Origin of the sequence: Burkholderia perseverans (assembly GCF_022870505.1) — a bacterium.
GTDB classification, from domain to species: domain Bacteria; phylum Pseudomonadota; class Gammaproteobacteria; order Burkholderiales; family Burkholderiaceae; genus Burkholderia; species Burkholderia plantarii.
The window spans coordinates 788,667-806,898 of record NZ_CP045093.1 but is presented as its reverse complement, the minus strand read 5'-3'; the positions used below and the strand labels follow the sequence as shown (position 1 = coordinate 806,898).

At 70.9% G+C, this 18,232-nt stretch carries 19 protein-coding genes; 7 read left to right on the top strand and 12 right to left on the bottom strand.

The features are described 5' to 3' along the window. Positions 1 to 212: 212 nt before the first annotated feature. Positions 213 to 962, bottom strand: coding sequence for an SDR family oxidoreductase (locus BpN12_RS03380; RefSeq protein WP_246793904.1), 750 nt, complete (start codon positions 960 to 962; stop codon positions 213 to 215). Positions 963 to 1,061: 99 nt separating this feature from the next. On the opposite strand from BpN12_RS03380, the gene BpN12_RS03375 reads away from it, so the two are divergent. Next, complete coding sequence (locus BpN12_RS03375) at positions 1,062 to 1,982, top strand: AraC family transcriptional regulator (RefSeq protein ID WP_246793903.1); 921 nt, start codon at positions 1,062 to 1,064, stop codon at positions 1,980 to 1,982. Between the two features lie 376 nt (positions 1,983 to 2,358). On the opposite strand, the gene BpN12_RS03370 is transcribed toward BpN12_RS03375, so the two are convergent. After that, positions 2,359 to 3,204 (bottom strand): helix-turn-helix domain-containing protein, encoded by an 846-nt coding sequence (locus BpN12_RS03370; protein WP_246793902.1) that lies wholly within the window; start codon positions 3,202 to 3,204, stop codon positions 2,359 to 2,361. A gap of 544 nt (positions 3,205 to 3,748) precedes the next feature. Between BpN12_RS03370 and BpN12_RS03365 the strand changes: the two genes are divergently transcribed. From BpN12_RS03365 to BpN12_RS03355, 3 genes are all read left to right on the top strand, one after another. Beyond that, a complete protein-coding gene (locus BpN12_RS03365; RefSeq protein WP_246793901.1) occupies positions 3,749 to 4,861 on the top strand; it encodes an extracellular catalytic domain type 1 short-chain-length polyhydroxyalkanoate depolymerase in 1,113 nt (370 codons plus the stop codon). Between the two features lie 234 nt (positions 4,862 to 5,095). Continuing rightward, positions 5,096 to 6,109 carry a ribonucleotide-diphosphate reductase subunit beta gene (locus BpN12_RS03360; protein ID WP_246793900.1) on the top strand — a complete coding sequence of 338 codons (1,014 nt, stop codon included), beginning with the start codon at positions 5,096 to 5,098 and terminating at the stop codon, positions 6,107 to 6,109. Positions 6,110 to 6,303: 194 nt separating this feature from the next. Then, entirely contained in the window at positions 6,304 to 7,311 is a 1,008-nt protein-coding gene (locus tag BpN12_RS03355) for a S1 family peptidase (RefSeq protein ID WP_246793898.1), read from the top strand. 27 nt (positions 7,312 to 7,338) lie between these two features. On the opposite strand, the gene BpN12_RS03350 is transcribed toward BpN12_RS03355, so the two are convergent. From BpN12_RS03350 to BpN12_RS03325, 6 genes are all read right to left on the bottom strand, one after another. Beyond that, positions 7,339 to 7,818, bottom strand: coding sequence for a VOC family protein (locus BpN12_RS03350; protein WP_246793897.1), 480 nt, complete (start codon positions 7,816 to 7,818; stop codon positions 7,339 to 7,341). 209 nt (positions 7,819 to 8,027) lie between these two features. Beyond that, on the bottom strand, positions 8,028 to 8,999 hold the full coding sequence (locus BpN12_RS03345) for a tetratricopeptide repeat protein (protein WP_246793896.1): 972 nt from the start codon (positions 8,997 to 8,999) through the stop codon (positions 8,028 to 8,030). A 31-nt stretch (positions 9,000 to 9,030) separates the two neighbouring features. Next, positions 9,031 to 9,948, bottom strand: a complete 918-nt coding sequence (locus BpN12_RS03340; protein WP_246793895.1) for a HesA/MoeB/ThiF family protein — start codon at positions 9,946 to 9,948, stop codon at positions 9,031 to 9,033. Next, positions 9,941 to 10,402 carry a hypothetical protein gene (locus BpN12_RS03335; protein ID WP_246793894.1) on the bottom strand — a complete coding sequence of 154 codons (462 nt, stop codon included), beginning with the start codon at positions 10,400 to 10,402 and terminating at the stop codon, positions 9,941 to 9,943. Before BpN12_RS03335 ends, BpN12_RS03340 begins: the two co-directional genes overlap by 8 nt. Positions 10,403 to 10,424: 22 nt before the next feature. Further along, entirely contained in the window at positions 10,425 to 10,604 is a 180-nt protein-coding gene (locus BpN12_RS03330; protein ID WP_246793893.1) for a hypothetical protein, read from the bottom strand. Between the two features lie 11 nt (positions 10,605 to 10,615). Next, positions 10,616 to 11,512 (bottom strand): Mov34/MPN/PAD-1 family protein, encoded by an 897-nt coding sequence (locus BpN12_RS03325; protein ID WP_246793891.1) that lies wholly within the window; start codon positions 11,510 to 11,512, stop codon positions 10,616 to 10,618. A gap of 27 nt (positions 11,513 to 11,539) precedes the next feature. On the opposite strand from BpN12_RS03325, the gene BpN12_RS03320 reads away from it, so the two are divergent. From BpN12_RS03320 to BpN12_RS03310, 3 genes are all read left to right on the top strand, one after another. Further along, a complete protein-coding gene (locus BpN12_RS03320; protein ID WP_246793890.1) occupies positions 11,540 to 11,737 on the top strand; it encodes a hypothetical protein in 198 nt (65 codons plus the stop codon). 88 nt (positions 11,738 to 11,825) lie between these two features. Continuing rightward, positions 11,826 to 12,665 carry a DinB family protein gene (locus tag BpN12_RS03315; RefSeq protein WP_246793889.1) on the top strand — a complete coding sequence of 280 codons (840 nt, stop codon included), beginning with the start codon at positions 11,826 to 11,828 and terminating at the stop codon, positions 12,663 to 12,665. Then, positions 12,662 to 13,411 carry an alpha/beta fold hydrolase gene (locus BpN12_RS03310; protein ID WP_246793888.1) on the top strand — a complete coding sequence of 250 codons (750 nt, stop codon included), beginning with the start codon at positions 12,662 to 12,664 and terminating at the stop codon, positions 13,409 to 13,411. The genes BpN12_RS03315 and BpN12_RS03310 overlap by 4 nt, the downstream gene beginning before the upstream one ends. Before the next feature lie 54 nt (positions 13,412 to 13,465). On the opposite strand, the gene rhaS is transcribed toward BpN12_RS03310, so the two are convergent. From rhaS to BpN12_RS03290, 4 genes are all read right to left on the bottom strand, one after another. Next, on the bottom strand, positions 13,466 to 14,491 hold the full coding sequence (gene rhaS, locus BpN12_RS03305; RefSeq protein WP_246793887.1) for a rhamnose ABC transporter substrate-binding protein: 1,026 nt from the start codon (positions 14,489 to 14,491) through the stop codon (positions 13,466 to 13,468). Between the two features lie 102 nt (positions 14,492 to 14,593). Then, positions 14,594 to 15,592, bottom strand: coding sequence for an ABC transporter permease (locus tag BpN12_RS03300; RefSeq protein ID WP_246793886.1), 999 nt, complete (start codon positions 15,590 to 15,592; stop codon positions 14,594 to 14,596). Further along, on the bottom strand, positions 15,585 to 16,610 hold the full coding sequence (locus BpN12_RS03295) for an ABC transporter permease (protein WP_246794612.1): 1,026 nt from the start codon (positions 16,608 to 16,610) through the stop codon (positions 15,585 to 15,587). The genes BpN12_RS03300 and BpN12_RS03295 overlap by 8 nt, the downstream gene beginning before the upstream one ends. Positions 16,611 to 16,627: 17 nt before the next feature. After that, on the bottom strand, positions 16,628 to 18,232 hold the full coding sequence (locus tag BpN12_RS03290; RefSeq protein WP_425306281.1) for a sugar ABC transporter ATP-binding protein: 1,605 nt from the start codon (positions 18,230 to 18,232) through the stop codon (positions 16,628 to 16,630).

Genomic DNA, 18,232 nt, shown 5'->3' with positions numbered 1-18,232 from the left:
CGATGGCGAGCGCCTCCCTTGCACGGGATGCGGCGCACGCCGTCGCGCGGCGTGAAACGGATTGAAACGGATGAACGGGAATGGCGACGGATCGCGGGCGGCCGCCGTGGATGGCAATGGGTAGTTGCAGGCCGGCGCGTATCGATCAGATCAATCGACCGGAATCGACTGAAGGTGACCGGAAGCGACCGCCATGCACCGGCCCGGGCCGGTCAGCGCGCCTCGGCGGCCCACGCCTCGGCGTCGGCGCCGGCCGGGATCCGCAGCGGCGCATCGGGGTCGGTCGCCGCGCGCCACACCGCGTCGGCCACGTCGCCGGCGTGCGTGATCGGCGCGGAGGCGTCGGTCAGCCGCGCGAACACGGCCTTCACGAGATCGGCATAAGCTTCGTGGTCGAAGCCGTGCATGTGGGCGCGCGCGTTGTCGCCGAAACGCGTGTCGGGCGCGCGGCCCGGCAGCACCAGCCGCACCCGCACGCCGAACGGTTCGAGTTCGAGCGCCATCGATTCGGTCAGCGCGTTGACGGCCGCCTTGCTGGCGCGATAGGCGCCGATCAGCGGCAAGGCCTTCAGCGTGACGCTCGACGTGACGTTAACGATCACGCCGGCCCGACGCTGGCGAAACTGCGGCAGCACGGCCTGCGCGACCGCGAGCGTGCCGAGCGTATTGGTCTCGAACAGCGCGCGCGCCGTGTCGAGCGGTACCAGTTCGGCCGGCGCCGCCGCGCCGAAGCCGGCGTTGTTGACCAGTACGTCGATCGGGCCGGCCGCGGCGACGGCCTGCTCGATGCTGTGCGGATCGGTGACGTCGAGCGGCAGCACCCGCAGCCGCTCCGACGCCGGCAGCAGGTCGGCCTGCGGTGTGCGCATGGTGGCGACCACGCGCCAGTCGCGCGCGAGGAAATGGCGCGCGATCTCGAGGCCGAAGCCGGACGAACAGCCGGTAATCAGCACGGTTTGCATGAGAACTCCTGTGGCGGTGATGGGGTATCACTACGATAGATCGCCACAGTCGTACTCGCTACAATCAACAATCCGAATTTCATTTGCAAGAGTCCGGCAATGATCGATCCCTTGGCGGAAGTCGTCACGCTGCTACAGCCGGGTGCCCGGTACTCCAAGCTGGTTCATGGCGCGAGCCCGTGGCGCGTCAACCGCTCGGACGCGGGCCAGCCGTTCTATTGCGTGATCCTGGAAGGCGGCTGCCGGCTCACGATCGACGCGCACGCGCCGATCGAGCTGCACTCGGGCGATTTCGTGCTGATCCCGGCCGCCTACGGCGTGGCGATGTCGAGCCTCGACGCGCCGCCGCCGGGTGCCGACACGCGCGCGCCGACGCCGCTCGGCGGCGGCGAATTCCGGCTCGGCCCGGCGGACCGGCCGATCGACACGCGCCTGATGGTGGGCCATTGCAGCTTCGGCTCGCCCGACGCGGCGCTGCTCGTCTCGCTGCTGCCGCAGATCGTCCACGTGCGCGGCGAGCAGCGTCTGGCCACGCTCGTGCAATTCGTGCGCGAGGAATCGCTCGAACAGCGGCCGGCACGCGAGGTGGTGCTGTCGCGGCTGATGGAGGTGCTGCTGATCGAGGCGCTGCGCTCGACGGCGGGCACCGAGGCGTCGCCGGGGCTGGTGCGCGGCCTGGCCGACGGCCGGCTCGCCGCCGCGATCCGCGGCATGCACGAGCGGCCGACGCACGGCTGGACCGTGGCCGAGCTGGCCCGCGAGGCGGCGCTGTCGCGCTCGACCTTCTTCGAGCGCTTCAATCGCGCGGTGGGCGTGGCGCCGATGGAATACCTGCTGGCCTGGCGCATGGCGCTCGCGAAGGACCTGCTGCGGCGCAACGACGGGCGGATCGCGGAAATCGCGCGGAAGGTGGGGTATAGCTCGGCGAGTACGTTCAGCGTGGCGTTCGCGCGGCATGTGGGCCGGCCGCCTACGCAGTATGCGCGCGAGGAGCAGGCGGAGGAGCGCACGCAGACGTAGGGGCGGCGGCTTCGGTGTGTCGTGCCGGGCGGGGTAAGCCGCGAGTGGTCGCCATGCTGTTGATCCTGGTGGCGCCATCACCGACGCGATCGGGAGCCATGCCTCCCGAATCCCGGTATGCGCGGAAGGAACAGGCGGAAGCACGCACGCGACCATAGCGGCACATGCCTCGGCGTGTCATGCCGGCCCGGCACACGCCACGAGCAGCCGCCGTGCCGGCGCTGTTGGCCCCGGCACCGCCGTCATCGAGGCGATCCGGAAGCCGCGCCTGCCAGATGCCGTCGTGGCCAGGGCTCGACGCGATCGACCCCGAGTCCGCCCTCGAACCGCACTGCCCGCGACCTGCACCGGCCAGCCAGCCTCATGGCTCCACGGCTTAAACCTGCTGCGCCGCCCCGGCCAGCAACGCCCGATGCCGCGCCTCGGTTTCGTCGTCCACCGGAAACAGGCATTCGAGACGCAGCTCCTGCGCCGCCACGTTACGCGGCGCCCCGACCGTCGTCACCATCGAGAAATAGCGCAGCACCACGCCGTCGCGAATGAACCCGAGCGGCACCATCGGCAGCGCCTCGGCCGGCGCGCGTTCGTGATGCGTCTTCCAGCCGCCCGGCACGTCGGGATAGGCGAGCAGTTCGCCGAGCAGCCGCCGCGTCCCCGCGTCGATCATCTGCCCCACCGATTCGCGATACAGGCGCTGCAGCAGGCTGCTCGCCACGCTTTCCCAATCGGCCAGGAACGGGCGCATGCCGTCCGGATCGAACATCAGGTGCAGCATGTTGCGCGGCCCGGCGCGTGCCGCCATGTCGATGAAGCAGTTGAAGAAACGCGGGGCCGCCGGGTTCGTCATCAGCACGTTCCAGTGGCGATCCATCACGATCGCCGGGAACGGCTCGTGCTGGCGCACGACGCGTTCGAGCGCGCGCGTCACGCCATCCATCTCGGCCGCGTTCCACGGCGCGTCCGAATACACGGGCGCGTAGCCGGCCGCGAGCAGCAGCGCGTTGCGCTCGCGCAGCGGCACGTCGAGCGTCTGCGCGAGCGTCAGCAGCGTGTCGCGACCCGGCACGCTGCGCCCGCTCTCGATGAAGCTGATCTGGCGCTGCGAGATGCCGGCTTCGAGCGACAGGTCGAGCTGGCTCACGCCGCGCAGATCGCGCCAGTAGCGCAGCAGATCACCGAGGTCGCTTGGCGGCGCCTTCCGGCTGGAACTCGTGGCGTTCATCGGTTTTCCCTATGGTGACGGTGCGATCCGGCGATGTCGGCGATGTCTGGCTGAAGCGGCCGCGCACGGCCCTTTCGCGCCGTTGCGAACCCGCCGCCCGAACGCCACCCGACGCCGTCCGGTGCCCCGGCAAGACGCGTACCCGCCGGATGCCGATCTCCCTCGCCGGGCCGACCAACGCAGACACCCGCCGGCAAGCGGCAAGCGGCAAGCGGCAAGCGGCAAGCGGCAAGCGGCAAGCGGCAAGCGGCAAGCGGTTCGCAGTATGGAGTCCGCCGCGGCGCGCGGCAATGACATCGGATGTCATTGCCGCATCCGCGGCCTTGCCGTCCCACGCCCCCCCGACCGCGCGAACGGGCGCGAGCCGGACGACGCCGCCACCCCGCCCCGATCACACCAACCGCCACATTCCCGCGCCCTGCCTGCGATCCGCTTCGGCGTTAGCATGCGAAGACTGTCGATCCGGCACCGCGCCGGGCCGCGCCGGGCCGCCGCCTCGCGGCCGCGCGATGCCGGCAGCCGCCCCCCTTCGCCCCGCCTACCCATGCCCAGGAAAAAAGCCAGCGTCTGGCTCAGCGGTCTCGATCTGCTCGCCAGGCTCGCGAAAGTCCGGCCGAAGCCGCCGCGCGCCGCGCGCAAGCCGAAGCCGAAGCTCACGCCCAAGCCCGCCAGGCCCGCCCCGAAGTCCCGCGCGCCCCGCACCACCGCGCCCGGCCCGCGCCACGCGCCGCCGGCGCGCGCGCCGGGCCGCTGGACCCGTTCGTTCCATTCCGCGCCGCCGCTGGCCGGCCAGCTCGTCAACCATCTTGCCTACGCGCTGTACCTGCCGGCCTCGGCGCCGTCGCCGGCGGGCCTGCCGCTCGTCGTGATGCTGCACGGCTGCCGGCAGACCGCGGAATCGTTCGCGGCCGGCACGCGCATCTGCCGGCTCGCCGAGCGCGCCGGCTTCGCGGTGCTGCTGCCCGAGCAGGCGAAGACGGCGCAGGCGCACCGCTGCTGGCACTGGCACCAGCCGGCCGCGCACTCCGAGGCGCCCGCCGTCGCGTCGCTGGTCGCGGCGATGATCCGCGAACACGGCTTCGACCACGAACGCGTCCACCTGGCCGGCATGTCGGCGGGCGCCGGCCTCGCGGCCGTGCTCGCGGTCCATCATCCGGCGCTGTTCGCCGCGGTGGGCCTGCACTCCGGGCCGGTGTTCGGCGCCGCGCAATCGACGATGAGCGCCATGCGCGTGATGCGCGACGGCAGCCGCGAGGACCCGCTGCGCCTGATCGAGGCGGCGGTCGACGTGGCCACCCACCCCGGCATGCCGGCGCTGGTGGTTCACGGCGAACTCGACGCGGTGGTCGCCAGCCGCAACGCCACGCAGCTCGGCACCGAATTCGCGCGGCTCAACCGCCTGCTCGACGCGCAAGGCGCGGTGTGTGCCGGCGAGCAACGCGCCTACCGGCGCGACGACGTCGACTACCTCGACCACCTGAAGGCGGGCCGGCTGGTGGTGCGGGTGGGCATCGTGCGCGGGCTCGGCCACGCCTGGAGCGGCGGCGATCCGCGCGAGCCGTTCCACGCCGACCGCGGCCCCGACGCGAGCCGCATGATGTGGAATTTCTTCCGCCATCAGCGCCGCGTCACGACCCCCGCGGCGCCTCCGCCATGACGGCGCGGCCCGTGCCGGCGCGGCAATCGCATCTCCCGCCGAACTATTTCCCGGTGGCCTTGACCCCCGTCATATCACTCGAACTATTACGATTGATGGTGAAGCGGCGCCTGTCTGATAGTGAAAATTTCCCTGAAATCCCCGGCTGCCGCGAGGCGGCCGGCGGCGGCCCGCGCGGCGCAACCGATCGACGCGCCGGAGCGCGGAGCCGCATTCATTCTGGCATGCGAAGAAATGACATCACAGAAACCTGTCCGCGCGGAAGACAAACGCGTCGTCAACGGCTCCGGCGACATCAACCAGCTCGCGCCGTTCCGCTACGTCTGGGCATGGGAGTGCTTCCTCTCGGCCAACAAGAACCACTGGACGCCGCTCGAGATCTCGATGAGCGACGACGTCCACGATTTCCACCATCGCCTGAGCCCGGCCGAAAAACACGTATTCGAGAACGTGCTCGCCTACCTGACCACCTCCGACATCCTCGCCATGCGCAACATCGGGCTGGCCGTGATGGAGAAGATGACGGCGCCCGAGCTGCAGATCTACCAGGCCCGGCAGGTCTATGAAGAAGCGCTGCACACCTGGACCTACCAGCACTGCATCGAAGTCCTCGGCCTCGACCAGCAGGAGATCTACAACCGCTACCGCGTCGTGCCGCAGATCCACGCGAAGATCGCGCTGTCGAACCGGCGCCTGAACCGGATGCTGGAGCCGGGCCTGGACCTGCGCAACCGCGACACGCTGCACGAGTTCGCGCTCGCCTACCTGTTCTTCGCGGCCGTGTTCGAGGGCACCTGGTTCTACAACGGCTTCTCGCCCGTGTTCGCGCTGCAGCGCCGCGGCCTGATGAAGGCCACCGCCCAGCAGTTCCAGTACATCATGCGCGACGAGGTGCTGCACTGCGGCTTCGGCATTCGCGTGATCCGGCAACTGCTCGAGGAAGAGAACCTGAGCCTCGACCCGCGCGCCGTGCAGGAGATCTGGGAGGAAGCCGAGGCCGCCGAGCGCGCCTACGCGCAATACATCCTGCGCGATCCGATCCTCGGCTATTCGGCGGACCTGCATTGCGAGCAGTTCCGCTTCATCGCCAATCGCCGCGCCACCCAGCTATCGATGCCGGCGCCGTTCCCCGGCGCGACCAACGCGCTGCCCTGGCTCGACGAACAGGCCAACCTGCGCAAGGAGAAGAACTTCTTCGAAACGCGCGTGACCGACTATCAATCGGGCGGCGCGCTGGACTGGCGCTGACGCACCGCGTCCCTCGGTCCCGCCAAGGTTCGTCGGCGTGGCGGCCGGATGCCGGCTTCGGCATCCGGCCGCGTTCATATCCGGCCGCTCATGTCGAGCCTGCGCTCACATCCCTATAATCTGGATCGGCGCCTGTCCTGTCCTTACACGCCGCCATCCGTGCCGCTCAACGATCCGAACGCAGGGAGAGTCCATTGAACATCGACCGGAAACGCCGCGCCTCGCTGCTGCGCCCCGCACTATGGCTGCTGCTCGGGATCGGCGCGAACGCGTTCGCGCAGGGCGGCGGGACCTCGGCCGAGCAGGTGTTCGCGGCCGTCTCGCCGAAGGTCTGGACGGTCAGGGCCGCGCAGCCGCAGGGCAACCAGTTCATGATCGGCAGCGCGGTGCTGATCGCGCCGGGCCGCTTCATCACCGCCTGCCACGTGGTCGAGAAGTCGGTCGACGTCGCGCTGACCAACGGCAACGCCACGTTGAAGGTGGACGAGGTGCTGCGCGATCCCGACAACCGCCGCGACATGTGCCTGCTGCGCGTGGCCGGCCGCTTCGACACGGCGCCGGTGCAGGTCGCGCCGATCAGCACGCTGAAGGTGGGCCAGCGCGTGTACGTGATCTCGAGTCCGCGCGGGCTCGAACTGTCGCTGACCGACGGGCTGATCTCGTCGCTGCGGCAGGAGCCCGAGAGCCAGGTGCCGATCATCCAGTCGTCCACGCCCGTCACCAGCGGCTCCAGCGGCGGCGGCCTGTTCGACGAACAGGGGCGGCTGGTGGGCGTGGTGCGCTCGGTGGCGACGGCCACCGAGAATTTCGCGTTTTCCTATCCGGCCGAATGGGTCGCCCAGCTGCCCGAGCGCTACGCGCACGAGATCGCCGCCTGGCAGAACGAGATGAAGGCGGCCGGCGTGCGCTTCTCCGGCGACGGCAACGTGGTGGGCAGCGGCTTCGCCGCGCTCGCCGACGCCAACGCGCTGCCGGTGCCGGCCGCGCAAAAGGAACCGGTCGCGCTGGCCTACAGGCAGTTCCTGCTGCTGGCCGCGCCGCGCGCGTTCGTGTTCACCAGCGACGGCAAATTCGGCACGTTTTCGAGTTCGACGGAATTCTCGAAGTTTCAGGACGAATGCCGGAAGAGCGGCGTGACGTTCAAGCTCTACGCGGTGGACAACGCGGTGGTGTGGCGGGCGGCCGGCGGCCAGGCCAAATGACGTCCGGGCGGCGCCCTTCGCGCGGCGTCATCCGCGCCGCGCGGCCTCGATCGCGGCGATGTCGATCCTGCCCATCGTCATCATGGCCTCGAAAGCGCGTTTGGCCGCCGCGCGATCGGGATCGGTGACCGCGGCCGTCAGCACGCGCGGCGTGATCTGCCACGACACGCCCCACTGGTCCCGGCACCAGCCGCACACGCTGGCCTCGCCGCCATTGCCGACGATCGCGTCCCACAGGCGGTCCGTTTCGGCCTGATCGTCGGTCGCCACCTGAAACGAGAACGCCTGGTTATGCCGGATCGCCGGGCCGCCGTTCAAGCCCAGGCAGGCGATGCCCGTCACCGTGAACTCGACCGTCAGCACGTCGCCCTGCTTGCCGGCGGGGTAATCGCCGGGGGCGCGATGCACGGCGCCCACGGCGCTGTCGGGGAACGTCACGGCGTAGAACGTGGCGGCCTCGAGCGCGGTGCCGTCGTACCAGAGGCAGATCGTGGTCTTGCTGGTCATGGGAGTGCTCCAGGACGAGAGGGGCGGGCCGCGCCGTCGGGTCGGATCCGGGCGCGGGCTCGACGCGGCGCGTCGGCACCGGTTTGGCGCCGCTGCGGCTTCCATGGAAGGCGAAGCGTTCCGCGAAATCCATTCACGCTTTCACCATGCCGCGAACGCTCGCGAAACGACGCCTCATGCCGGCGATATCCGCACGAGATCCGCCCCCGCTACCACCGCACCGGCAATCCGCACTCCGGCGCGTCCGACAGCGAGCGCTCGCGCACGCGCGCGAGCATCGCCTCGGTCGCGTCGCGCAGGCGGCTGCCGTAAGTCCTCGCGGTCGCCTGCACCGCCGCCACGCAGCGCAGCCGCACGTCCGAAGCCAGCGCCAGCGTCACGTACATCGCTTCGCGCGCGCCGGCCGCGTCGCCGTTCGCCGCCTCGATCGCGGCCAGCGTGGTCCAGTCGGCCGTGCGCCCGCTCTTGCCGTCGGCGCGCGGCACGGCCAGCGCGTACAGCGCGTAGAGGCGCGCCTCGCCGAAGCGTCCGGTCCGGTAGGCGTAGAGCGCGAGGTTGCCGGCCACCTCGCCGTCCAGCGGATCGGCTTCCAGCGCCTTGCGCTGGATCTCGTAGGCGGCCTGCGCGTCGCCGCGCCCGTTGAACGCGGCGATCGCGTCCTGGTTCAGCGCGCGCGCCGCCTTGCGGTCGCGCTGCCAGCGATATCGCGAGAAATCGACCGAACGCCCCGCCTGCCGCGCTGCCTCGGCGATCGCGGCCTGATCGCCGGTGCGGGCCAGCGCGAGCACGCGGGCGATGGCGGGGTCCGCGTCGCGCGCCACCGCCTCGATCGACGAAGGCTGGCGGGCGGCGTCCACGTGATTCGACCGAACCCGAGGCGCCGGCGCGACCGAAGCCGGACTGGCTGCCTGCCGCGGCGCCGGCCGCAGCGATGCCACGAACCGCCGGACTTCGACACCGCCGAACGAGGGCAAGTGCAGCGGCCGATGCGCGAGAAACCACGCCGCGGCGCCGATCACGATCAATGCGGCCAGCACCAGCAAGGTGGTCAGCAGCGCGCGCCAGGTCCGGCCGTTCAGCCGCGCCGCGAACCATCGCGCGCCGGCGCGTTCGGCGTCCCCGGCGCGCGCGGACGCGTCGTCGCCGACGGTTTTTCGGAGCGTTTCGAGGTCGATCGCCATTCAGTGTCGCCGGGTCGAAACCATGCCGCGCTCAGAACGGCGGCTGGCGAAACCCGGGCTCGCCGCAGCGGGGGCAGTCGGCGCGCCGCGTGGTCTGCAGCCAGAGCGACTGGAACGCGTACTGGCCGATGGCGTCGGCGTGCGTGTGCGGAAACAGGTAGTAATCGGGCTCCATGGCCAGCATCAGGTAATGCACGCCCTCGCGCAGCTTGCCGCGCATGAAGCGTCCGATGCCGCCGCCCTCGCCGCCGTCGTCATCCCCGCCGCACAGCATCGACAGCGCGATCTTCACGGCGGCATTGCAGACGAAGTGGATGTCGGAGCCGAGCGCGACCTGCGGCTTCAGCTTGTTGGTGCCGTAGTCGCGCTCGCGCTGCACCGGCGCGCCCGCCACCACGTCGCCGAGCGTCTCGCGCACGCCGCCGGTGGCGCAGCCCATGCACGGCGTATGCGCCGGGTCCACGGCGATCACCTCGCCGCCGCCCGCGCCGCGGTAGAGGCCGACGAACACGGCGGGCTTCAGCAGCGCGTAGCAGAAGCGATCGACGATGCCGGTCGCGGTCGGATCGTCGAGCGCCGAGACCACCAGATCGACGCCGCCCAGCAACTCGCGCAGCCGCGGGCGCAGCGCCTGCACCTCGCTCGCGCAGCCCTGCACGGCGATGTCGGGAAAGATGCCGCGCAGATGCCGGGCCAGCGCCTCGACCTTCGGCGCACCGACGTCGGCGTGACCGTATACGGTGCGCGTGAGGTTGCGCCACTCGACATGGTCGGGATCGATCAGCAGGAAATGGCCGACGCCGGCGCGCGCCAGTTCGTCGGCCACGAACGAGCCCACCGAGCCGCAGCCGACGATCGCCACGCGCTTGCCGGCGATGCCGCCGGGCACCACGCCGGCCAGGCGGTCGAACCAGCTCGGGTCGCGCCGCGGCGGCAGCGGTTCAGCCACGCCGGCCGCCGGTCGGCTTCAGCACCGCGTCGCCGGCGTAGGCCTCGCCTTCCTCGTTGTTCGCGGAGAACGGGAATTCCGAGGGCTGGCCGACCTCGCGCGAGCGGATCATCACGGCCATGCCCTCGGCCCACAGGCAGCTCTTCGCGAACGCCTCGCGCAACGTGCGGCGCGTGCGCATGGAGGCGCCGCCGAGGCAGATCACGCCGTCCGGAAAGATATGGCCGACGTGGATGTTCTGCCACGCCTTCTCGATGGTCGGCGAGACGAGCTGCGCGCAATAGCCGGGAATGTCCTCGTCCGCGCAGAAATACAGCGAGATCGTGAACACCACCTGCAGCTCGGTATCCTTCGTGAAGGTCCAGACGTCCTGCTCGCCGATCCGGTGGTAGACGGTATTGGTCGGAAGAAACCGGGCGACGTCCGCGCGGTCCTGTTCGTAGCGTGTCGACATGGGCTGGCTCCGGGCGCCGCCCTCAGGCGAACACTTCCGACGGCACGATGGTGGTGCGCTCGGCGGTGCGCGCATCGACCGGCATGATGACCTTGCCGTCGCGATCCACCACCACCTGGGCGGCGGGATTGATCGGCAGCGATTCGGTGCGGGTCTGATTCGCGAGCACCGTGGCGCGCAGTGCGTTCAGATCGGTTCCCATTTCGAACTCCCTCAGGTGGCATGTGACGGCTGGGCCGGCGCGGCGCGCGGCGGCTCGGAGCGTGGCGCCGGGCCGCTGGCGTCCGGACCACCCATCGCAGCGTACAGGAGCGCCGCTATTCGTTCAACGGACGCCTCGGCATCGGTAATGCCATCCCATTCGATCGCGAGACTGCGGGTGGCGCCCTCGTGCTGGTAAAGCACCAGCGGCGCGACGACCGGATAGCCGAGCCCGACGAAATACATGAACTCGCGCTGCGCCGGCCCGCTGCAGACGAGCCCGACCAGCTGCGAGCCGGCGATCTCCAGATGCTGCAGCTTGCGGTTGCAGGTGAGCGCGAGGCCGCCGCGCGCGAGGCCGGCGAGCAGCCGCTCGACGTGCGCGAGGATCGGCAGCACGTGCAGCGGCTCCTCGACGATCGTCACGGCGTCGCGCCGGACGTCGCCGGGACGCGCGGCGGCGGCGCCGCGTTCGGCGCGATACCAGTGGAGGAACGACGGCGCCGCGCCCGGATCCAGATCGGGCGACGGCACCGGCTCCGATTGCGGCGCCCGCGAGCGCGGCAGCGGCTGGACGATCGGCAGCGCGATCGCCGCGAACTGCGGGTTCTTCGCGAAGAAGCTCAGCACGGTCCGCTCGTCGCCGGCCGAGGGCCGCACGAGGCCGCGCGGATGGGAATGGACGATGCCCTTGAACTGCAGCCCGGCCTCGCGCTCGACCACCGCCACGTTGGCGATCAGCCGGTCCGACGGCACGTAGCTGACGGCGCTGGTCCGCGCGTCGAAGTCGTATTCGAAATGGGTGACCATCGGGTAATGGCGCGGCCCGTAGAGCGCGCCGCCGCGCTCGGGCCGATGGGAGGCGATGTGCTCCCGGATCTCCTGACAGACCAGATCGGTGACGATCATTGCGGCATACCTGCGAATGCGGTCGACATGAACAGCGGCATCGCGAACCCACGCGCCGCGACGAAGACCCCGCGCGACGCCCGGCGCGGTGCCGCCGAGCATACCGCCGCGCCGGCGGCGCTGTCCACCCGGCGCCGCGCCATTGATTCGCGAAACGGCGCGGAATCACGACGCCGGCGCGCGATTATCGCCATTCCCGCGCATGCCGGATCGTTAATTTCATAACAAAAAACCGCGAGCCCGCCCGACGCCTTGACCGCCCGCGCCGCGCTAACGTATCGTCGTGCGACGTTAAGGAAATGCGTCCCGATCCATGCACTCCCGCTTTGACCGCTTCCGCGCCACGCCGATCGGAAAGCAACTCGAAGCCCTGATCGACCTTCCCGAGCGCTACCCGGAATACGCGGCGCTGTCGCGCGTCGGCATGGCCGCGATCGCGGCGGTGGCCGACGAAATCGCCGGGAAATATCCCGAGATCGAAACCGATACGACCGCCCGCCAGTTCTGCGGCGCGATGGTGGCCGACGTCATGCGCCGCCACGGCCACGAACTGGTACAGGCGCGCGGGCGCGTGGGCGGCCGGCTGTTCAGCTACGGCGCCGTGTTCAGCGCGCGCCCGGTGGTGCTGCCGTTTCCGCGCGTGGTCGAGGAACTGGCCGCGATGCCGGGCCGGCTCGCCGAACACGCGGCGCGCATCCCGCGCGCGCAGTGGGCATGCCGCCCCGACGGCACCGGCTTCTCGTTCGTCGAGCACGTCTGCCATCTGCGCGATTTCGATGCGGTGTCCGCGCAGCGGATCGAGGCGATCCGGCGCGAGCGGCTGCCCGTGATCGCCGCGGTCGACGGCCTCGCCGTCGCGCAGGCGCGCCGCTACCTCGAGCAGAACCCGGGCGAGGCCTTCGAGGCGTTCCGTCAAGCGCGGCGGCGCCTGTGCCTGGCGCTGCGGCGGCTCGGCGCCGCGCAGCTCGAGCGCTGCGGGCTGCACGACGGAATCCGGCGCGTCAGCCTGGAGGAACTCGTGCGCGAGCTGCTCGACCACGACCGCACGCATTGCCTCGAACTCGACGAACTGCGCGAAGAACTGCGCGACGCACTCGGCGCCGAGCACGCCGCGTCCCTCCACCCTCATTCACCCGCGAGACGATCCGCATGAGCCACCGGCCCCCCGTCATCCTCGTCCAGGGCTTCATCGGCAGCCTCGATGCGATCGCCTTCGACACCCCCGAGCCGCTGCACGCCGCGCCGGACCTGCTCGGCTACGGCGCCTACCGGCACGTGCCGTTCGAGGCCATCTCGCTGCCCGAGCAGGTCGAGCACATCCGCGCGTTCATCGCCGCGCGCACCGACGCGCCCACCGTGGACCTGGTCGGCCACTCGACCGGCGGCGCGATCGCGATGCTGTTCGCGCATGCCTACCCCGACCGCGTGCGCCGGATCGTCAACGTGGAAGGCAACTTCACGCTCGACGACGCGTTCTGGTCCGCGCCGGTGGCGCACCTGACGCCGGACGAGGCCGACGCGCGGCTCGCGTCGCTGCGCGCCGATCCGGCCGGCTGGCTGCGCGGCGTGATCCGCGACGCGACGCCGGCGATGGTCGACACGGCCGCGCGCTGGCTCGACCACCAGCCGGCCTCGACGCTGCGCGCGATGGGGCAGTCGGTGATCGCGGTGACCGGTAACGCCGGCTACGCGCGCAAGCTCAGGCAGGTGTTCCAGCGCCACCCGGTGTACCTGCTGTCGGGCGAGCGTTCGCATGGCAACTGGCATCTGCCGGGCTGGGCCGTCGAGCTGTGCGCGGGCCGCGAAGCGCTCGCGGACTGCGGTCACCTGATGATGCTCGAGGCGCCCGCGGCGTTCGCGGCCGCGGTCGAGGGCTTCCTGAGCCGCCCCGAGGCCTGACGGCCCTGCGCCTCATGCCCGCCGCTTCACCTGCGCGCCGGGCGCGGACCGGGTTCAGAAGTTGAACTGGTCGATGTTCGACGCATCGAACGTGGTGGGCGGCCCGAGGATCACCTCGCCGCTCTTGCCGATGGTGCGGCGGCCGAGCTTGCCGGCCTCGAACGATTCGCCTTCCTTGCCGGTGATGGTGCCCGAGGCCAGGTTGGCGGCGGCATAGGCGGCCAGGTAGCCGAGCTGGCCCGGATCCCACAGCTGGAACGCCTTGACGGTGCCGTTCTTCACGAACGCGCGCATCTGGTTCGGCGTGCCGAGCCCCGTCACCGCCACCTTGCCCTTGCTCGACGAGGTCGAGATGTAGCGCGCGGCGGCCACGATCCCCACCGAGGTCGGCGCGACGATCGCCTTCAGGTTCGGATACGCCTGCAGCAGGCCCTGCGTCTCGACGAACGATTTCTGGTCGTCGTCGTTGCCGTAGGCGATCTTCACGAGCTTGAGCTTCGCGTACTCGGGCTTCTTCAGTTCCTCCTGCATCCAGCGGATCCAGGTGTTCTGGTTGGTCGCGTTCGGCGTGGCCGAGAGGATCGCGAACTCGCCCTCGCCGCCCGTCAGCTTCGCGAGCAGCTGGATCTGGCCGCGCCCGATGCTCTCGGCGTTGGCCTGGTTGACGAAGATCTGGCGGCCCTCGGGCGCCGTGTCCGAATCGAACGTGACGACCTTCACGCCCTGCGCCATCGCGCGCTTCAGGTACGGCACCAGCGCGTTCGGATCGTTGGCGGCGATCACGATCGCATTCTGCCGCTGGGTGGTGAGCGTGTTCACGTACTGCACCTGCGAGGACGCGCCCGCGTCGGACGGGCCGACCACCTTGCCCTGCCCGTTCAGCTCCTTGATCGCGGCCATCCCGCCTTCGTCGGCGATCACCTCGTAGGGGTTGTTGATCTGCTTGGGCACGAACGCGATCTTGAGATCGGGCTTGAGGCCGGCCGCGTGCGCCGTGCCGACCACGGCGAACGACGAGGCCAGCCCGGCCAGCGTGACGAACACCGCCGCCGTCGCGGTCCTGCGTAAGGGTCGATGCATGCTGCGTCTCCAGGTTGTGGGCCGGGGCGTGGGCCCGGCCGTGTTGATATGCGTGGATGCGTGGATGCGGGTGAGGCGTCGCGGTGCCTGCGTGCGTCGCGTTCAGCGCGCCATCGCGCGGCGCCGCAGCCGGCGCGCGTGCCACAGCGAGGCGAGGTTCGGGATCAGCACCGACGACAGCAGCAGCACGCCGGTGACGATCGTGAGCGCCTCGCTCGACACGTCCACCAGCGTCAGCGCGTTCTTCAGCACGCCGACGATCAACAGCGACAGCAGCACGCCGTACAGCGAGCCGCGCCCGCCGAAGATGCTCACGCCGCCGAACAGCACGGCCGCGATCACGGCCAGCTCGAAGCCCTCGCCGTTGTCGCCGCGCGCGCTGGTGAAGCGCAGCGTGTAGACCACCCCGGCCAGCGCGCTCATGAAGCCCGACATCACGAACAGGCGCAGCTTGATGCGCGCCACGGCGATGCCCGAGAACGTGGCGGCGGCCGGGTTCGAGCCGATCGCGTAGAGCGCGCGCCCGAACGCGCTGGCCTGCAGCAGCACGGTGCAGAGCACGGCCGCCACGATCACGATCACGAACGGCTGCGGCAGGAAGCTGCCCGCCACGGTGTCCATCCCGAACGCCGTGTAGCCGGGCGGGAAATCGGCGATCGCCTGGTCGCCGAGCAGCACGTAGGCGAGGCCGCGAAACAGCGCGAGCGTGCCGATCGTCACGGCCAGCGACGGCAGCTGCAGCCGCACGATCACCCAGCCGTTGAACAGCCCCGCGAGCGTGCCGGCCGCCAGCACCAGCGCGATCACGAGCGGCATCGGCAAGCCGAGATGCCAGAGCACGCCCATCAGCGCGCTCGACGCGCCGAGGATCGACGCCACCGACAGGTCGATCTCGCCCGTCACGATGATCAGCGTCATGGTCAGCGCCATCAGCGAGATCTCGCCGATGTCGAGCAGCATGTTGGCAAGGTTCGCCGTGTCGAGGAACACCGGCGAGAGCAGCCGCCCGAGTACCAGCGAGGCGATCAGGATCAGCACCAGCAACCCTTCCCAGCCCGGGGCGAACGCGCGCCGCGCCGGGGTCGATTTCGCGTCAGCCATGGTCGCGTTTCCTCATCATGCGTTTGGCGATCGAGCGGGCCAGCAGCGTGTCGGCCGCCACCGCGGCGACGATCAGCGCGCCCTGGATCGCCTGTTCCCAGAACGGCGAGACGTGCAGCACCGCCAGCGCGATGCTGATCACGCCGAGCACCAGCGCGCCGAGCGTGGCGCCGAGGATGGTGCCCACGCCGCCGTTGATGGCCACGCTGCCCACCACGGCCGCGGCCACCACCTGCAGCTCGATGCCCTTGCCGGTGCTCGCGTCGGCGGTGCCGAAGCGCGCCAGCCACAGCGCGCCGGCCAGCCCCGCGAGCGCGCCGGAGATCAGGAAGCCGGCCAGCACGCGGCGGTCGACGCGGATCCCGGCGAGCCGCGCGGCCTCCGGGTTCGAGCCGATCGCGTAGTGCTCGCGGCCGGCGCGGTAGCGCTTCAGGTAGACCGACAGGCCGGCCAGCAGCACCGCCGTGATCAGCACCAGCACCGGCACGCCGGCGAGCGAACCGGTGGCGAGCCGCGAATAGGCGTCGGGCAGGCTGGAGGCGGTGATCTGCCCGCCGTGGACCCAGGCGTAGTCGGCGCCGCGCAGGATGTAGAGCATCGCCAGCGTGGCGACCAGCGAGGGCACGCGCCCGTAGGCCACCAGCAGCCCGTTCACGCAGCCGGCGCCGAGCCCGATCGCGAGCCCGGCGGCCAGCGCGAGCGGCACCGGCAGCTGCGGGAACGCCACGTAGAGGCTGCCCACGCCGTAGGCGCCGAGCCCCACCACCGAGCCGATCGACAGGTCGATGTGGCGCATCAGCATCACGATCGTCATGCCGGCCGTGAGCAGGCTCACGATCGACACGTTCAGCAGCACGTCGCGCAGGTTCTGCAGGTTCAGGAACTGCGGGCGCGCGAGCGCGGTGCCGCCGATCAGCAGCAGCAGCACCACGGCGAGCGTCGTCTCGCGGCTCTTCGCGAGCGCGGCGAGCGCGGCCGCGCCCGCGTGCGGCTTGCGGGTGTCGTCGGCAGGATTCATCACGGGGGTTCCGGTGGTCATGCGGCACGCTCCATCGAGACGTCGTGGCCGCCGAGCGCGGCATGCATGATGCGTTCCTCGGTGGCCTCGGCGCGCGCGATGTCGGCGCGAATCCGCCCTTCGTGCATCACCAGCACGCGGTCGGCCATGCCGAGCACCTCGGGCAGCTCGCTCGAGATCATCAGCACCGCCATGCCCTGCCTGACGAGTCCGGCGAGCGCGCCGTACACCTCGGCCTTCGCGCCCACGTCGATGCCGCGCGTCGGCTCGTCGATGATCAACACGTCGGGGCCGGTGGCGAGCCACTTGCCGAGCACCACCTTCTGCTGGTTGCCGCCCGACAGCGTGCCGACCGGCGCGCGCAGGTCGCCCGCCTTGAGCCGCAGCCGCGCGCCCCATTCGCCGGCCAGCGCCAGCTCGCGCGCAGCCGACACGAGCCCGAAGCGCGCGAGGCGCCCCAGCACCGTCATCGAGGCGTTGCGCGCGATGCTCAGCTCGAGCGCGAGGCCCTGCTCGCGGCGGTCCTCGGGCACCATCGCGAGCCCGGCGCGCACCGCGGCGCCGGGGCGGCCCGGCGCGAGCCGCCTGCCGGACACCACGATCTCGCCCGCGTCGAGCGGATCGATGCCGAAGATCGCGCGCGCCACCTCGCTGCGCCCGGCGCCCACCAGCCCGGCCAGCGCGACGATCTCGCCCGCGTGGACCTCGAAGCCGACGTCCTTGAACACGCCGGTGCGCGTGAGGCCGCGCACCGCGAGCCGCACCGCGCCGCGCTCGACCTCGGCCTTCGGATAGAAGGTCTCGAGATCACGCCCCACCATGGTGGCGACGATGGTGGCGGTGTCGAGCGTGGCGGTGGGCGCATCGAACACCTTCGCGCCGTCGCGCATGATCGTGACGTGGCGCGTCAGCGCGAACACCTCCTCGAGCCGGTGCGTGATGAACAGCACCGCCGCGCCGCGTCCGGCCAGCGTGCGCACGATCGCGAACAGCCGCTCCACCTCGGGCCGCGACAGCGCGGCGGTGGGCTCGTCCATGACCAGCACGTTGGCCTCCAGCGACAGCGCCTTGGCGATCTCGATCACCTGCTGGTCGGCGATCGAGAGCCCGCGCACCGGCTGGCGCGGGTTCAGCTTCACGCCGAGCGAGCCGAGCAGCGCGGCGACGCTCGCGAACATCGCGTCGTAGTCGATGCGGCCGAGCCGGTCGAGCGGCTGGCGGCCCATGTAGATGTTCTCGGCGATCGACAGGTCGAAGAACAGCGTCGGCTCCTGGTAGATCACCGCGATGCCGGCCGCGCGCGCGTCGGACGGCGTGGCGAAGCGGCGCTCGCGGCCGTCCACGCACAGCAGGCCGGTGTCGGGCGCGTGGACGCCGGCCAGGATCTTCACGAGCGTCGACTTGCCGGCGCCGTTCTCGCCGAGCAGCGCGTGGACCTCGCCCGCGCGCAGCACGAGTTCGCCGCCGATCAGCGCGCGCACCGCGCCGAACGACTTGCTCGCGCCGCGCAATTCGAGGCGCGGCGCGGCCGCCTCCGCAGCCGCCTGTTCAGGTATCGCCAAGATCGTCTCCTTCCAGTTGTCGGAATCGGGGCCGCGCCGTCGGCCCGGCGCGCCGCGCAT

What these genes read in the sequence shown, in the direction of transcription:
- BpN12_RS03350 (WP_246793897.1), bottom strand. Translation starts at nt 7,818, where the DNA reads ATGACCAGCAAGACCACGATCTGCCTCTGGTACGACGGCACCGCGCTC.
- BpN12_RS03330 (WP_246793893.1), bottom strand. Translation starts at nt 10,604, where the DNA reads ATGGGAACCGATCTGAACGCACTGCGCGCCACGGTGCTCGCGAATCAG.
- BpN12_RS03300 (WP_246793886.1), bottom strand. Translation starts at nt 15,592, where the DNA reads ATGGCTGACGCGAAATCGACCCCGGCGCGGCGCGCGTTCGCCCCGGGC.
- BpN12_RS03345 (WP_246793896.1), bottom strand. Translation starts at nt 8,999, where the DNA reads ATGGCGATCGACCTCGAAACGCTCCGAAAAACCGTCGGCGACGACGCG.
- BpN12_RS03290 (WP_425306281.1), bottom strand. Translation starts at nt 18,232, where the DNA reads ATGCGCGGCGCGCCGGGCCGACGGCGCGGCCCCGATTCCGACAACTGG.
- BpN12_RS03310 (WP_246793888.1), top strand. Translation starts at nt 12,662, where the DNA reads ATGAGCCACCGGCCCCCCGTCATCCTCGTCCAGGGCTTCATCGGCAGC.
- BpN12_RS03335 (WP_246793894.1), bottom strand. Translation starts at nt 10,402, where the DNA reads ATGTCGACACGCTACGAACAGGACCGCGCGGACGTCGCCCGGTTTCTT.
- BpN12_RS03325 (WP_246793891.1), bottom strand. Translation starts at nt 11,512, where the DNA reads ATGATCGTCACCGATCTGGTCTGTCAGGAGATCCGGGAGCACATCGCC.
- BpN12_RS03380 (WP_246793904.1), bottom strand. Translation starts at nt 962, where the DNA reads ATGCAAACCGTGCTGATTACCGGCTGTTCGTCCGGCTTCGGCCTCGAG.
- BpN12_RS03295 (WP_246794612.1), bottom strand. Translation starts at nt 16,610, where the DNA reads ATGAATCCTGCCGACGACACCCGCAAGCCGCACGCGGGCGCGGCCGCG.
- BpN12_RS03375 (WP_246793903.1), top strand. Translation starts at nt 1,062, where the DNA reads ATGATCGATCCCTTGGCGGAAGTCGTCACGCTGCTACAGCCGGGTGCC.
- BpN12_RS03365 (WP_246793901.1), top strand. Translation starts at nt 3,749, where the DNA reads ATGCCCAGGAAAAAAGCCAGCGTCTGGCTCAGCGGTCTCGATCTGCTC.
- rhaS (WP_246793887.1), bottom strand. Translation starts at nt 14,491, where the DNA reads ATGCATCGACCCTTACGCAGGACCGCGACGGCGGCGGTGTTCGTCACG.
- BpN12_RS03315 (WP_246793889.1), top strand. Translation starts at nt 11,826, where the DNA reads ATGCACTCCCGCTTTGACCGCTTCCGCGCCACGCCGATCGGAAAGCAA.
- BpN12_RS03320 (WP_246793890.1), top strand. Translation starts at nt 11,540, where the DNA reads ATGAACAGCGGCATCGCGAACCCACGCGCCGCGACGAAGACCCCGCGC.
- BpN12_RS03360 (WP_246793900.1), top strand. Translation starts at nt 5,096, where the DNA reads ATGACATCACAGAAACCTGTCCGCGCGGAAGACAAACGCGTCGTCAAC.
- BpN12_RS03370 (WP_246793902.1), bottom strand. Translation starts at nt 3,204, where the DNA reads ATGAACGCCACGAGTTCCAGCCGGAAGGCGCCGCCAAGCGACCTCGGT.